Below are 13718 nucleotides of genomic sequence, written 5' to 3' on the forward strand. Positions count from 1 at the left end.
TCCGCGATCGGGCCCTCCACCCAACCCGACCCCCCGGGTCAAGAGCAGAACCTCTTTCTCCACGCGGGCGGCGACTCGGTCAAGCGGATCGATCCCACGGGGCTCTGGAGTTGGAAGAGCTTCGTTCTCTCAGGTGTCGCCGGGGCCGTCGCAGGCGCGGCGGGGTTGAGTGACTGGCGCCGTCACCGCGGGCACCGTCGGGTCGGCCGCCGGTCCTGCCGGAACAACCGTCGGTGTCGTGGGCGGCCGCGGCACCGGAGCAATCGTAGGCGGTTACGGCGGCCTGGCCCAGGAGCCGGTCACTTACCGCCCGAACCAAGCATTCTTCCGGAAGGGGGGACCACCATCGCAACGATCGTAGTAGTAGGTGTCCTTGTCGGAGCGGTCGCCGGCGTCGTGGCTGTGCTGGTCGTGAACCGTTCGAGCCGCAAGGCGCCGTAGCTGTCGTCGCACGCCCGCTGGGGATCACAGGACAGCCCTTGGATGTACTGCCGCGGCGGGTCAGCCCCACCGCTTCGCGCCCCGAGTCGGCGTGGCAGGTCTCGTCTTCGTTCGCACCCTCGACGAGCTGCGCATCCCCGGCCGCACAGTACCCAACGGCACCCGCATCATCATCCTGGCAGGGCAAGAGCCCCGTACCCGGTGGGGAAGCTGCCCGTCAGCTGCCGGCAGGACGTCTGTGGGTGGCCCGGGCAGCCGAACCCGCGGCCGCCCAGCGGCGGGCGGCCGATGGACCCTCCGGCCGAGCAGCACCGCGCGGATGCGGACCGGCGTCACGCCCATCCCCGTTGGGCAGTACCGCCAGACCGGTCGGGCATGGACCTGCGAGCAGTAACGGCCGGCGGAAGACGTGAGCGCCAGGCCGGGGGCCACCGTGCCGCATGCTCGGCAGGCGACGGGCATTGTCCACGGCGCCGGCGGACCGGGGTCAACCGAGCTACAGGGTCCGGCAGATCTCGCGGGCCCGGTTCAGATCCTTCTTCGCCGTCGCGTCGAAGCCGAAGACCAGGGCGTAGCGGTTCTGTGATCGGCGAATGGTCTGTGCGAGCTCCTTGTACTCGGGATCGCCCGCTGCCGCCGACGCGGAAAGCGCTCCGGCTGCCACATAACGGTTGATGGCGACATCGCCGGCAGCGCCCTTGGCCGTGTACTTCTCCGGGTCGAACCCGTCGAGCGCCTTGCACGCGGCACGCGCGTCTGCCGCTGCCCCGCCGGCAGGGGAGTCGGAGTCGGCGTTCATCGCCCATGCGGCGCCCATTCCCGCGGCGCCGAGCACGAGCCCGGCGACGAGGCAGAGCACCACGGTCTTCGTGCGGGTGCCGGGGTGCTCGTAGGAGGGCGAGGCGGGCGTGAGGGTGGAAGGCTGCTGTGGCTGCATCCGGCCAAAGGTAGCGCGACCGCCGACGGACCAGGCAGGCGCTCTACTTGCCGCTCCAGCGGCCTCCGGCGGCCAGACGGCTGGGCCTTCATGCCGAAGGCGACGGTCCTGACCCTCAGGACCCGGAGGCGGGACGGCGGGGGGATGGAATCGCGCCCAGGAGTTCCCACAGAGGAGTCGAGCCGGCGGCCCACCGGGCGAGCAGGTGGCGGTCGACGAGGTGGAGCCGCTGGGAGCGGGCGAAGACGACGGCTCTGTCCGTGAAGCGGCCGTTGGTCACCAGTACGACGACGTCACCGTTGTGGACGGGCCGGCCGGTGCCGTTGAGGACGTGCAGGTCCGGGGTTCCGACCGCGGAGCCGGCCAGTCCGGCCTTACGGTGCTTGCATTGGACCACCCACAGGCGGCCGAAAGGGTCCGTGGCCTTCACATCGGCGCCGTTGTCGCCGGCACCGCCGACTCGGACCGCTTCGGGGCAGCCGTCACGGCGCATCAGATCCCGCACGGCTTCCTCGAACTGCCGGTGGTGCAAGGCGTCGATCTGTGGCAGCGCGTAGCGCAGGCCCTGCTCACGTACCCGGTTCCAGCGGGCGGCCTCCCGGCGCCGGTGCACCCACGCCCCGCCGGCCGCCGCCGCGACGAGCAGCAGCATGATCGGCACCCAGGGATGTGCGGCCAGCCACCGCAACGCGCCGATCGCCAGGCTCCACACCACAGCGAGCGCCAGGAGCAGCGGGCCGGCCTGCTCCCAGCCAGGCGTCCGCCTTCGGCGGCAGGAAGCCGGGCGACGCCTCGGCGCGGACCGACGGCGAGAGCTGGGAGACGTACGGCGTGGGCGCCGGGCGGGGGAGCGGCGAGCGCCCTGCCGGGGTCGTGGGCTCATGTGCCGGCCTGCGAGATGCCGCTCACCAACTGGTTGATCGCGCTGAAAATGCCCTGGCCCAGCGGGGTCGGCGCGATCACGATGCCCAGGGCCAGGACGAAGAACGCCGTGTTGCGCTCCTCGGCCCGGCTCCTGGCCTGGGTCCTGCGGCGTAACCGCATCACCACGATGACCGCGAGCAGCACCCCTACATTGATCGTCATCACGCGAAAACCGCTCCCGACCCGCCCTCGTCTCCTGCACCGTTCCTGGCCGCCCGGAAGGGACCGGGAACAGTGCAGCCGATCAGGCGACCGGACAGCAGCGGATCAGCGCACGTTGGCGGAACGTAGCCGGACGCTGTCCGGTTACCGCCCGGACACCCGTTCCCACAGGTGAACGAGGTAGAGGGAGCCGTCCGGCCGTTCCGGCCCGGCGACCGCACTCGCCCGAGAAGAACTGGCCTCGACACCGGCCGACCGCAGCTCCGAACAGGCCGGGGCCGGCACCCGTTGCGTGCTTGCCCGGGTAGGTGATCACCCCCTCGGGAAACTGCACCAGATGCGCCCCCGCCCCGGCGGCCTCGGCCATCAGGGCACGGATCTCCTGCCGGGCCGCCCGCAGCGCGCCGCGGTCTGTGGAGTCTTCCGGCACGGTGCTCTGCGCGACAGCCGGCCGCAATGTCCTCGCCATGGCTCATACCTCCTCGATGTGCGTGCTCGGAGGGAGGAACTTCGCGGACTTCAGGGCGAGAACGTGGGCACTCACGCTGGCCTCAGACCGTGTCCTATGTGGGGCCGGCTCGTCGGGTCGTCATGGGGCGGGGTACGTGGAGTTGGATTGTTCCGGACGGGTTGTCGGAGATAGCTGAGCTGTTGATCCCGCAGTCGAAGGTGCGGCCGCAGGGTGGTGGGACGCAGGACACGCGTGATGAGACGCTGTTCGCGGCGATCATCTACGTGCTGGTCAGCGGGTGTGCCCGGCGGGCTTTGCCGCCGTTTTCTGGGATATCGAAGTCGACGGCTCACCGCCGGTTCCTGATCTGGTGGAGAGCCGGCGTGTGGGGCCGGCTGCACGAGGACATCCTGCAGCGGTGGCGGGCTCGTGCTTGCGCACAGCGCTCCTGTGTGAGGTCTGAGCATCTGCGTCCGCCATGTGGCTACGGACAGATCCATGCACGAAGCACTTGAAACTGCGCACTGGTGAAGTAGCCGCCCACTTGCCCGAGTTCCTAAGATCACGCAGAGCGTCCTGCAGGTCGCTGTTCGGAGTCGGAGCCAGAGGGGGCATTCTCATGGACCACGCGCACGGAGCACACGGCATGAGCGGGATGGGAGGCATGGGAAGTGCCGTTTCCTCCATGGACACCCTGGGTGCCGTCCTCTTCATCGGATGGGCCGTCGCTATGTGGGCCGCCGTTGTCGTGCTCGCCCTCGGCAACCGGGGCCAGGTCCGGCCGTGGCTGTACAAGACAGCGATAGGCCTCATCGGGCTCGGTGTGATCGGGCAGGTAGGTCACTTCCAGGAGCATGTGGCTCAGGTCGGCTACTGGGTGGCGCACCCGTACTCCCCGGCCTGGATGACTCCCTGGGCGAACGGTCTGTCGCGCGGCATGGGGCAGGTCGACCCGAGCAAGCCCATGCTCGGCATGGAGATCCTCCACCTGACGGGCAACTTCATCTTCCTGGCGGGCCTCGTCGGCATCGCGCAGATCACCCGCCGCGCCGCCGGGGAGCTCAAGTCCCGCAAGTGGGCCAAGATGGGCGTGTGGATGCAGACCATCCACGGCCTGGAGCACGTGGCCCTGACTCTCTCCGTCGCGCTCGGCGCCAGCCGTGCCATCGGGCTGTCCACCTGGTTCGGGCTGATCGAACCGGGCCCGGCCCTTGTGACGTACCGGGTGTGGTGGCACTTCGTCGCCAACCTGATCGGCACGGCCATCCTCGCCATCGCGGTCTACCACCTGTGGAAGGAACGGCGCGCGGTCCGGGCCGGATACAGGGCCCCCGTGGCCGAGGTGCCCGAAGCGGACGTGACGGCGATCGTCGTCGACTCGGCGGACGCCGGATCCGATGAGGAGATCCCCGTGGCCGAGCCCACCCTGGCCGGGCGTTCCTGAGAGTCCGCGGTCGAGCCGGCCGCCGGCGGTACGGCACCGGGTCCTCCATCCGCCGAGACACGGCAACGCCAGCACAGACCGGGCGGGGAGGGGCGACCGCAGGTGCCGTTCCTACCCGGACAGCGGCCGTCGTCCACCGGTGTGCGGGGAACGCGTCCGGTGTCCGGGACGGCGTCGGGGCGGCAGCCACGGCAGAGCCCTGAGTGCCCCGGGCGGTGCGGGCGTTCGCAGCTCGGGCAGCAGGCCTTCGTGCGATGCGCGGGGGATGGTGCGGGGGCGGCCACAGTGCGAGCGGCGCTCGGTGCGCCGTTCCCCTCGGCCGTTTCCCGGTGGGGGAGCGGTACGCCGTCTCGGCGGGTGGCCGCCCGCTCCGCGACGACCTCCTGGCAGACGCGGCAGCGTGCGCCGGTGGACCAGAGCACGCCCGTTTCGCAGTCCGGATGCGCGCAGCCCCAACGGGGCAGCGCGACACCCAGCAGCCAGCGGCCCGCGTCCCGGATGTCGGCGACCACGGTCTGTGCGAGTCGTTGCGTGAGTCGGTCTCGCAACCGCTCCACGGTTGTGCCGTCTGCGAGTTGGCGCGCGATTTCCTGGCCGATCCTGCGTTGCACGTAGGTGTTCGCCTTGGCGAGCAGGAAGCGGACCGGCTCCAGTACGGCGTGGAGTCTGCCGCTGAAGGTGAGTCGGGGTCCGGAGTACGGCTTGCTGCGGTCGGGGGAGAGGTCGGGTTTGTCATCCGCGCGCAGCGCGAGCACTGCCGTCGCCCGGTCTGAGGCTGGCTCTTCGCGCGTGGTGGCGACGTGCTTGTCCACCGGTACCTCGCCTACGGCGGGTGAGACAGGCGCAGCGTCGTTCTCGGGTCGGTCAGTCTTCAGGTCTTCCTTGTACGCGAGCGAACGGTCATCAACTCCGGGACCCGATCGGTCATCAAGTCCGGGACCCGCACAGGCGGGTTGGGCGTTGACGACGAACTCGTGGCGCCCCTGGAGACCGGCTCGCCGCAGTACGTCGATCCAGCCCGAGGCGGCCAGTTCGTCGATGATGCGGCCTGTCGCGTCGATGCTGATGGCCTCGCCGGCGCGGGGGCCGGAATGGTGGCGCAGGAAGCCGGCGAGGACGCCCTCGGTCAGGGGGATCCCCTGCACGACGGCATGGGCGATGATCGCGTAGGCGCGCAGCAACCGGGGGCGCAGGTGCTCGCTCGCGGTCACGGGCAGCCAGACGAACCGCTCGGTGGGCTCCAGGGGGCGGACCCGGCGGCGTGCGGTGGTGCCGCGGCCACCGGGCAGGGAACGGCGTGTGTTCAAGGGGAGTTCGACGACACCGTCGGGCGCCGGGGTACGCAGGTGTGCCAGGCCCCGCTGCACGGTGGACACTGACAGGCCCAGGTAGGCGGCGAGGGTGGCGACCCCCGCGGTGCAGCCCTCTTGGCGCAGGCCGAGCGCCTTGACCTTGATGTAGACGCTGAGTGCCGCGTCGGGGTAGTGGGGCGACTCGACGAGCCGCATGGGCACCTTCACCCGCCCGCGTGGCAGGGCACATGCGCCGCTGTGGTGGGATTCAGGCAGAGACTGGCTGGATGCCGACTGACCGTCACTGGCATCACAAGGGCCTCCCGCCACATAAACGTGGTGGGAGGTCTGGTGCATTGCGAAACTCTGGGTCATTATGGAGAAGTCTCTGTGCAAGAGGCATGCGGAAGCCGTCATTCGGCGGCTGACTGGTTCTGGCAGAACCTTGCATCGCGCGTTCTCGGGCTGGCACCCGGAAACGGGCCTGCGCCCGTCGAGTTGGCTCTCGACGGGCGGTGTGAAAGGACCGCGGACCCCAGTGCTGGCACACTGGGGGTCGGTCGGCGACGGTCCCCCTGGTAGGGCACGAGTCGCTCATGCGCGTTCTACATCATCCCCCCGGCGCATCGTTGTGCTGTGCTGCGTGGGTGGTGCCTGTCGGATCTCAGAGTGAGGCGGCATCCGCGAGTTCCGCCGTCGCGTTGAAGGCGAAGGAACCTCTCTGTCTGGCATTGACGCGCAGAGTCCGTCGGGCGCCGGATGAAGAGGACGCCGTGGGTATCTGCTCCGCCTCGATCCAGCACGGCTCGTCGAACTCGACGTAGTGGTTGAACGAGACGTCCAGCGACACCGGCAGGGCCGCCCCCGCCTGCGCGGGGTCCATGGCGTGGCCCGCCTGCCGGACTGCCTCCAGCAGGAGCATGCCCGGCACGTGGTCGACGGGGTGGTCGAACAGCACGGGATGGCTTGTGTCGACGCGCAGTTGCCAGCGCGCGCTGTCCTCGGTCGCCGACAGGACGATGTCCTGCCGGCGCAGGCGGCCGACGGCGGCCCGTGAGACCGGCTCGATCGGCTCCGGGACGGACGCGAAGATCTCCTGGGTGTTCCGGCCCGCACGCAGGCGCTGGTAGACGGCGGGGGAGTGGGTGTTGAACCGGATGCTGGCCATGGCCAGCAGGGAGCCGGCGCGAACGGCCTCCAGGTGCATGACCATGGTGCGCGGCAGCTTGCCCTGGTACTTGATGTCCGAGCAGGTCACGTGGAGCTCGATGTCGGCGGGCGTGGGTTCGATGCGCAGCGCCTCCGGGTTGATCGCGTACTGGAGCCGCGACCAGCTGATCTGGTGTCCGAACGGCATGTGGTAGCCGACGTGCATGAGCAGCAGACCGGTCTGCCGCACCGTCTCGCTCAGCAGCAGCGGGTCGTACAGGCCGTGCTCGGAACTGTAGAAGCTGTGGCTGCGCGGCCACTGCGCGGTGACCGTGAAGCTGTCGGGCCCCCCCTTGCTCCAGCCGGTCAGGAACACCTCGGACAGTGCCGCACGATGCACGTACTCCCGGGCAACCGTCGTAGTCAGCACGGGCTGTCTGACCGCGATGGGTCTTTCCGTGGTGATGAGCATGCCTCTCCCCCTGGCGCTCGTATGCGGAAGCCCCTCTCTACCGGGAGAGGGGCCCGACCTGTAAAATAAGGGTGTTCGTTTTTTTTGTCGAGAGAGTCGGGACCAGTAATGGGCGAGCCGAAGCAAGAGAGGGCGGTGAGGACGCGAGACGCGATCCTGACTGCGGCCGCCGAGATCTTCGACGAGTTCGGATACAGCGGCGCGAGCATCAGCAAGATCATGAATCGCGCCAACGTCACGCAGGGCGGGATGTACTTCCACTTCAAGTCGAAGCGGGAGCTGGCGCATGCCGTGCTGACGAGCCAGCAGGAGTTCGTCGCACATCCATCCGAAGGGTTTGGTCTGCAGGGGCTTGTTGACCTGACGTTCTTCACCGCCCATCAGCTGGTCAGCAACGTGCTGTTCCGGGCCAGCGTCCGACTCGCCGTGGAGCAGGGTGAGTTCGGGCCGCGCGACGACACGGCCTACCAGGAGTGGGTCGAGCAGTTGTACGTCCACCTGTGCGCCGCGCGCGAGCAGGGCGAACTGCTTGCCGAGGTCGACGAAAGGGAGTTCGCCAACGTGCTGGTGGGCGCCTACACCGGTACGCAGATCTTCTCCAACATCGCCAGCGGGTACGCGGACCTTCCCGAGCGCGTGGTCTCCATGTGGAGGTACTTCCTCCCGGCCATCGCCACTCCGCTGGGCCGGGCCCGGGTGAAACTGCCCGCCGACATCGCGAGAATCGCGGCATGAGACGTACGCGGGTCGTGCTGACCGGTTCCACCGGGTTCGTCGGATCGGCGGTGCTGCACAGCCGGCCCGGGTACGCGGCGAGGCCGGCGGGCCCGCGTACGTCTGTGTGGTCGGCAGACGGCTGCCCGCCGGTACGGCGGGACTGGCCGACGAGTGGACCCGGCCGACCTGGGGGAGCCGGACAGCCTGCGGGGCGTCTGCGACGGCGCCGATGTGCTGCTGCACCTCGCGGCATCGCAGAGCTCCAACGAGGCGTACAGCACGGCGGTCGACGTCCACGGGAACCGCCTCGCTGATGCGTGAGGCGGCCCGGTCCGGGGTGGAGCGGATCGTGCACCTGTCCACGGCGGCCGTCTACGGGCCCGGCCCGCACCGGGGATAGGCGTGGACGAGGTCGTCCCCGCCCCCTGTCCGTTCCGAGCCGCACCCGGCTCGCCGGTGAGAAGCACGCCCTGGCGGCAGGGGCGTGCGTCCTGCGCCCCGGCCTCGTGCCGGGGCGGGGGGACCGGTGGGTCGTACCCGCTCTCGCGTGCCTGGGACGAGTGCCGGTCGCGTCTGCGGGTGTCGCCCGGCCGGCTGAACGAGCGCCGGCTCGCGCTGGTGGCCCGCGACCACTGGTACGACAGCCACGAGATCTGGCGCAGGGCGGCATGCGGCCCCGGGCCCGGTCCGCTGTCCCGGGTACCGGAGGCCGCACCGTGGTACCGCTTCCCTACCGGCGCCCGTCCCCGACCACCACGGCTGACGGGCCGAGGACGACCGGCTCCCCGGTGATGGCGAGCGCGGGACCGCCCGGCGCAAGGGTCCCCGTGTCGACCGCCACGCCCGCGATCGCCACGTGCCAGAGCCGCTTGAGCTGGGCCACCGCGCTCTCGAAAGCCATGTCCGAGCCCATACGGCTACGCAGATAGGCCTCCGCACCACTGGTCAGGTACTCCACCAGCGTCGTGACGTCCGCCGGCAGGGCGGCCGCGCGAAGTTGACCGGTTTCATGTGCCTCGTCGAGGAGCCTGCGCACCGTCGGCAGCCAGACCTCCGACCACGGGACGGCGTCCGGACGCTCGCGGCTGAGGCGGATGGCGGCCCGGACGGAAGGCTCCCGCTCCATCAACTGGGCCAGTATCAGCGTCAGATCGACCACCACGCGCAGCGCCGATCGGGGTTCGGTGAGAACACCCTCCACCGCCGTCCGGGTCACCGACCGCCCGGCCTGCTGGACCGCGTCGGCCAGATCGCTCTTGGACGAGAAATGGAAGGTGACGGCGCCTATGGACACGCCGACCGACTTGCTGATGCGCGACAGTGACGTGCCTTCGTAGCCGGCCCGGTCGAACTCCGACGCCGCCGCTCTGACCAGGGCCTCGCGCGTACGCATGGCCCGCTCCTGCTTCACCATGCCGTCTCCCGAAGGGGGCTGCAGGCCGCCGGAGTGCACGCGGGCGTACTCCCCGGGCAGCGCACGGTCGTGGTGTCCGTAGCCGAGTCGAAGATCGCCTCAGACCACCACCTTTGCGCCACCTCGCGATTGTTGGCAACCCGGAGTTGCCCAAGCTGCGCGAGATGGCGGCCGAGCCCGGGGTGTGGACTGCCGCGCAGGTCAGCGCTACTGCCGCGCACGCCGTAGCCCGAAACAGGGCGCTCCCGCGGAGTCGGCGCGACGGCCGTGTCGCGAGGCCCGGCGAGGACCGACTTGGCGAAGTACATCCGGCAACTCTCCTTAGTCGCGAAAAAAAGAGGGCGTTCGCTATTATTTTAGCGTGGCCAGCAGTCGCCGGCCGATGTCAGGGAGGGAACTTGCCATGGTCACGCACGCTTTGATGGCTCCACAGGTCTCGCTACCGGTGTTCGCGGAGAGTGTCTTCGAGTGCCTGCCGCGCAGCGACCAGAGGCGCTGGGCGCAGGCCTACGTGGAGGGACTGCTCGTCACTCCGGGCAAGAAGACGGTCCGGCGGCTCGCCGCGGCCGTCTCGGCGTCGCCGGCCGCCTCGCAGTCGCTGCACCAGTTCGTCAGCGCCAGCCCGTGGGACTGGATGCCGGTCCGGGCGGAACTCACCCGCTGGGTCGAGCCGCGACTGGCCCCGCGCGCCTGCGTGATCACCCCGGCGATGCTGCGCAAGCGCGGCGAGCACTCCTGCGGTGTGCACCGCCGCTTCCTGGCCTCCACCGGCCGCTCGGTGACCTGCCAGGTCGGCATCGGCATGTTCCTGTCCTCCTACGAACGGGCCGTGCCGGTCGACTGGCGCCTGCTGCTTCCCGGTTCCTGGGTGAAGGACCACGAGCGCCGCGTCCGGACCAAGATCCCCGCCGAGGTGGGCCCCCGCTCCGTCGAGCAGCACGCCCTCGACCTCGTCGACACCCTCGCCGGCAACAGCCGCACCGCACCCCTGCCGGTCGTCACCGACCTGGAGGCCGCCGGCGGGACGCACACGACCTCCCTGATCCACGGACTCGCCCTGCGCGGAAGGGACTTCGTGGTGGCCATACCCGACCGGCTCCAGGTCGCCGTCGGCCGGCGCCTGCGCATGCAGAGCCCGAACGGCGAGGACGGGCAAGGCCTGGTGCTCGCGGCCCGCAGCCTGTTCGAGTTCGACGCGGGCACCCTCACCCGGATGGAGAGCGTGGCCCCCTGGGACGGGCGCGGACGGCACACCACCGTCATGTCCGCCTTCGTACGACTGCCCAGGGCGGGACAGAGCGGCGAGCGCATCGACCGCACGTACCGCCTCTTCGCCGTCCGTCCAGAGGGCGGACGGCGCCCCGTCCAGCTGTATCTGACCAGCCTCACCCACACCCGCATGGAGTCGGTGCTCGCCCTGACGCGGACGCTCGCCCAGGCGGAGAAGTCCGTGCGCACCCTGTCGGACGGGTTCGGACTGCTCGACTTCGAGGGGCGCTCCTACCCCGGCTGGCACCACCACATGACGCTGGTCTCCGCCGCGTACGCCTACAGCAGCTTCGACCAGCGTCCCACCGGCGGCGGTCAGCGCATGCTCATGGCGGCCTGAACATCCCGGCCGACCCGCAACGGCTTAGCCAAGTCGGGTACCTTCACGCAACTCACCCTGCCTAGAGTGATCGCATGCTGAGACACACGTACGAGGGGCAGGACTGCAGTCTCGCCCGTTCCCTCGAGGTCGTCGGCGAGCGCTGGACCCTTCTGATCGTCCGTTCGGCGCTCCTCGGCACCATGCGCTTCGACCAGTTCCTGTCCCACCTGGACATCGCACGCAACGTGCTCTCCTCGCGGCTGAACCGCCTGGTCGAGCAGGGCATCATGGAACGGGTGCCCTACCAGGACAAGCCGGTGCGCCACGAGTACCGGCTCACCCCGGCGGGCCGGGACCTGACCCGGGCGGTCGTCGCCCTGATGCAGTGGGGGGACCGCAACCTGCCGCAGGAACTGGGCCCGCCCAGGCGCGCCGACCACCTCGGCTGCGAGGGCAGCATCGAGGTCGAACTGCACTGCTCGCACTGCGGGCGCGCCGTGCACGACGAAGAGGTGGATGTGCGCCGCCTGCGCTGACCGCGGCGCACAGCGCACGGACGAAGATGCCTCGCCGCCGCCGGGACGATGACCATGGCAGCCCCGCCGCCGGTAAGGGAGCGGCGCTTACGAGGAGGCGTCCGTGCCGGCATTGGGAGCGCTGCGCAGGCTCATCATGGCTCCGTCCCTGGACGAGGTCGGCTTCGCGCGGCGAGGATTCCGCGTCGAACCCACCGACCACACACGTCAGCTGGAGGCCGTACCGCAGGCGGTGGTCACCGGCTTCGAATGGGGCATCGAAGACCGAGACACCGCCACCACCGAGCGCCGGCTGGCGCTCGTCGACCCGCTCAACCGGGGCTTCGCCTACGAGGGCGCCACCATGGCCTGCGCGATCCGCGACACGATGGGCCCCAAGGGCCACCGCACCGCCGACCTGCTGCGCGGCGGCGGCAGGCCGCACATCTTCCTCAACTACATCGGCATCGGCTTCGCCATGGCCAAACTGCCCAGGCCGCTGTGGAAGAAGCTCGTCCCGGACCTGGACGAGCCCGACCTGTACCCGGCGATGAGCTGGCTGTGCGTCGACGGCTACGGGTTCGACCGCGCCTACTTCGACACCCGTACCTGGGTGGACGGACAGCGCCTCGACACCCCCTACGCCTGGGACGGCGACCCCGACTACTGGCAGCGCGCCTTCGACCAGGGTGTCGGACGCGCGCTGTGGTTCATCCACGGCGGCCACGTGGGCAACGTGTCCGCAGCCGTACGGGCGTTCGCCGGCGACCGCAGGGCCGACCTGTGGAGCGGTGTCGGCCTCGCCGCCACCTTCGCGGGCGGCACGACGGCGGCCGGCCTGAGCGCACTGCACACGGAGGCGGGTGACCTCGCCGGGCACCTCGCGCAGGGCACCGTGTTCGCCGCCAAGGCCCGCCACCACTCCGGGTACGTCCCCGAGCACAGCAGCGCCGCGGTGCACGCGTTCACCGGGCGCACCGTCGAGGCCGTCGCGCGCCTCGCCGACGACTGCGCGGCCACCGCCCCCGAGGACGGGACCGGACCGGCCTACGAGGTCTGGCGCCGCAATGTGCGCCGGCAACTGAGCGCCGCCGTTGTTTGAGCACATCTGAAGTAGACGCCCCTCCGAGGCCCCTGACTACATTCGATTCGCTGAGGGATTCAAGGGATTCGAGAGGGGCGGTTCACTGCTGTGTCCAGTTTCTTTGGCGCTTTCAGGCGCCGATTGCTCACACCTCCGGTTTCCGAGACGACCATGGAGGTGCGCGGATTTCATGTGAAGAACGCGGAAGCAAAGCAACGCCTTGAGTTCATCGGTGAGGTGTTCCTCAAGGGGTACGCCTGCGCGGTGGAGGCGGGTTCGCCCGCCGAGGCCGAGGAACTGCTGGAGACCGTCCCGCGGGACATGCGCGGCTTCGCCTACGAGGGCGCCGGCATGGGCGCGGCGGTGTACGACTCGCTGCCCGGACACGGCGGCCGGCTCCAGGGGCTGCTGGCCGGCCGGGGCCGCGACCACGACTACATGATCTACGTCGGCATCGGCTGGGCGATGGCCCGCCTGCCCAAGCCGCTGTGGCCCGACATCCGCTCCACCGACCCGCTGCTGCGCTGGCTGGCACTGGACGGCTACGGATTCCACCAGGCGTACTTCAAGACCGGCGCGTACGTGCGCACCCCGCAGGTGCAGCACCCCTTCCGCTGGCGCGGCGGTCACAACCACTACACGGCCAACGCCATCGACCAGGGCATCGGCCGAGCCCTGTGGTTCGTCGGCGGCACCGACCCCGACGTCGTCACCGGCCTGATCCGCGCCTACCCCGAGCACCGGCACTCCGACCTCTACGCGGGCGCCGGCCTCGCCTGCGCCTACGCCGGCAGCGTCAGCGAGGACGAACTCGCCCGCTTCGTCGAGGGCGCGGGCGAGCACCGCTGGGCGCTCGCCCAGGGGTCCGCGTTCGCCACCGAGGCGCGGATCAAGGCCGGCACGGTCATCGACCACACCCACCTCGCGGCCCGCGTGGTGTGCGGCACGACGGCTGAGGGTGCCGCGCAGGTGTGCCGTGACACCCGGCCCCGCACGCCCGAGGCCGCCGGCCCGTTCCCGGCCTACGAGGCATGGCGCCACGACATCGCCGCGCAACTCGCTTCCTCGTCGCTCGTTTCGAAAGGTGCTGACCAGTGACGGTCGCAAAGAACTGGATTCGCAGAA

General features: G+C 70.1%; 12 protein-coding genes and 1 pseudogene. 8 read left to right on the plus strand and 5 right to left on the minus strand.

What is annotated here, in order from left to right:
* Window positions 1–937: 937 nt before the first annotated feature.
* The 3 genes from ACWCV3_RS15805 to ACWCV3_RS15815 form a co-directional block, all read right to left on the minus strand.
* On the minus strand, window positions 938–1378 hold the full coding sequence (locus ACWCV3_RS15805) for a hypothetical protein (RefSeq protein WP_451223466.1): 441 nt from the start codon (window positions 1376–1378) through the stop codon (window positions 938–940).
* 115 nt (window positions 1379–1493) lie between these two features.
* Window positions 1494–2093, minus strand: coding sequence for a restriction endonuclease (locus ACWCV3_RS15810; protein WP_451223468.1), 600 nt, complete (start codon window positions 2091–2093; stop codon window positions 1494–1496).
* Between the two features lie 164 nt (window positions 2094–2257).
* On the minus strand, window positions 2258–2467 hold the full coding sequence (locus ACWCV3_RS15815; protein WP_451223470.1) for a hypothetical protein: 210 nt from the start codon (window positions 2465–2467) through the stop codon (window positions 2258–2260).
* A gap of 588 nt (window positions 2468–3055) precedes the next feature.
* Between ACWCV3_RS15815 and ACWCV3_RS15820 the strand changes: the two are divergent.
* Window positions 3056–3334, plus strand: a pseudogene (locus ACWCV3_RS15820) (transposase); the annotation flags it as partial.
* A gap of 245 nt (window positions 3335–3579) precedes the next feature.
* The gene (locus ACWCV3_RS15825) at window positions 3580–4359 is read left to right on the plus strand and encodes a DUF6008 family protein (protein WP_451223472.1); all 780 of its coding nucleotides are present in this window, start codon (window positions 3580–3582) and stop codon (window positions 4357–4359) included.
* Window positions 4360–6315: 1956 nt separating this feature from the next.
* Here ACWCV3_RS15825 and ACWCV3_RS15830 read toward each other — a convergent pair.
* Window positions 6316–7272 (minus strand): ScbA/BarX family gamma-butyrolactone biosynthesis protein, encoded by a 957-nt coding sequence (locus tag ACWCV3_RS15830; RefSeq protein WP_451223474.1) that lies wholly within the window; start codon window positions 7270–7272, stop codon window positions 6316–6318.
* A gap of 108 nt (window positions 7273–7380) precedes the next feature.
* Between ACWCV3_RS15830 and ACWCV3_RS15835 the strand changes: the two genes are divergently transcribed.
* Together ACWCV3_RS15835 and ACWCV3_RS15840 are read left to right on the plus strand one after the other, a co-directional pair.
* Complete coding sequence (locus ACWCV3_RS15835) at window positions 7381–8007, plus strand: ScbR family autoregulator-binding transcription factor (RefSeq protein WP_451223476.1); 627 nt, start codon at window positions 7381–7383, stop codon at window positions 8005–8007.
* A 153-nt stretch (window positions 8008–8160) separates the two neighbouring features.
* Complete coding sequence (locus ACWCV3_RS15840) at window positions 8161–8310, plus strand: hypothetical protein (RefSeq protein ID WP_451223478.1); 150 nt, start codon at window positions 8161–8163, stop codon at window positions 8308–8310.
* 409 nt (window positions 8311–8719) lie between these two features.
* Here the strand turns inward: ACWCV3_RS15840 and ACWCV3_RS15845 are convergent, their stop codons facing one another.
* Window positions 8720–9403, minus strand: coding sequence for a TetR family transcriptional regulator (locus ACWCV3_RS15845; RefSeq protein ID WP_451223480.1), 684 nt, complete (start codon window positions 9401–9403; stop codon window positions 8720–8722).
* A gap of 403 nt (window positions 9404–9806) precedes the next feature.
* On the opposite strand from ACWCV3_RS15845, the gene ACWCV3_RS15850 reads away from it, so the two are divergent.
* From ACWCV3_RS15850 to ACWCV3_RS15865, 4 genes are all read left to right on the plus strand, one after another.
* Window positions 9807–11012 carry an IS701 family transposase gene (locus ACWCV3_RS15850; protein ID WP_451223482.1) on the plus strand — a complete coding sequence of 402 codons (1206 nt, stop codon included), beginning with the start codon at window positions 9807–9809 and terminating at the stop codon, window positions 11010–11012.
* 74 nt (window positions 11013–11086) lie between these two features.
* The gene (locus ACWCV3_RS15855; protein WP_451223484.1) at window positions 11087–11530 is read left to right on the plus strand and encodes a winged helix-turn-helix transcriptional regulator; all 444 of its coding nucleotides are present in this window, start codon (window positions 11087–11089) and stop codon (window positions 11528–11530) included.
* 103 nt (window positions 11531–11633) lie between these two features.
* Window positions 11634–12611 (plus strand): DUF1702 family protein, encoded by a 978-nt coding sequence (locus ACWCV3_RS15860; RefSeq protein ID WP_451223486.1) that lies wholly within the window; start codon window positions 11634–11636, stop codon window positions 12609–12611.
* 90 nt (window positions 12612–12701) lie between these two features.
* Complete coding sequence (locus ACWCV3_RS15865; protein ID WP_451223488.1) at window positions 12702–13691, plus strand: DUF1702 family protein; 990 nt, start codon at window positions 12702–12704, stop codon at window positions 13689–13691.
* Window positions 13692–13718: the final 27 nt, after the last annotated feature.

Source organism: Streptomyces sp. NPDC001781, from assembly GCF_053596035.1.

Excerpts from the sequence above, each read along its gene's own strand:
- ACWCV3_RS15805 (WP_451223466.1), bottom strand. The coding sequence starts at position 1,378 with ATGCAGCCACAGCAGCCTTCCACCCTCACGCCCGCCTCGCCCTCCTAC.
- ACWCV3_RS15825 (WP_451223472.1), top strand. The coding sequence starts at position 3,580 with ATGGGAAGTGCCGTTTCCTCCATGGACACCCTGGGTGCCGTCCTCTTC.
- ACWCV3_RS15830 (WP_451223474.1), bottom strand. The coding sequence starts at position 7,272 with ATGCTCATCACCACGGAAAGACCCATCGCGGTCAGACAGCCCGTGCTG.
- ACWCV3_RS15835 (WP_451223476.1), top strand. The coding sequence starts at position 7,381 with ATGGGCGAGCCGAAGCAAGAGAGGGCGGTGAGGACGCGAGACGCGATC.
- ACWCV3_RS15845 (WP_451223480.1), bottom strand. The coding sequence starts at position 9,403 with ATGGTGAAGCAGGAGCGGGCCATGCGTACGCGCGAGGCCCTGGTCAGA.
- ACWCV3_RS15850 (WP_451223482.1), top strand. The coding sequence starts at position 9,807 with ATGGTCACGCACGCTTTGATGGCTCCACAGGTCTCGCTACCGGTGTTC.
- ACWCV3_RS15855 (WP_451223484.1), top strand. The coding sequence starts at position 11,087 with ATGCTGAGACACACGTACGAGGGGCAGGACTGCAGTCTCGCCCGTTCC.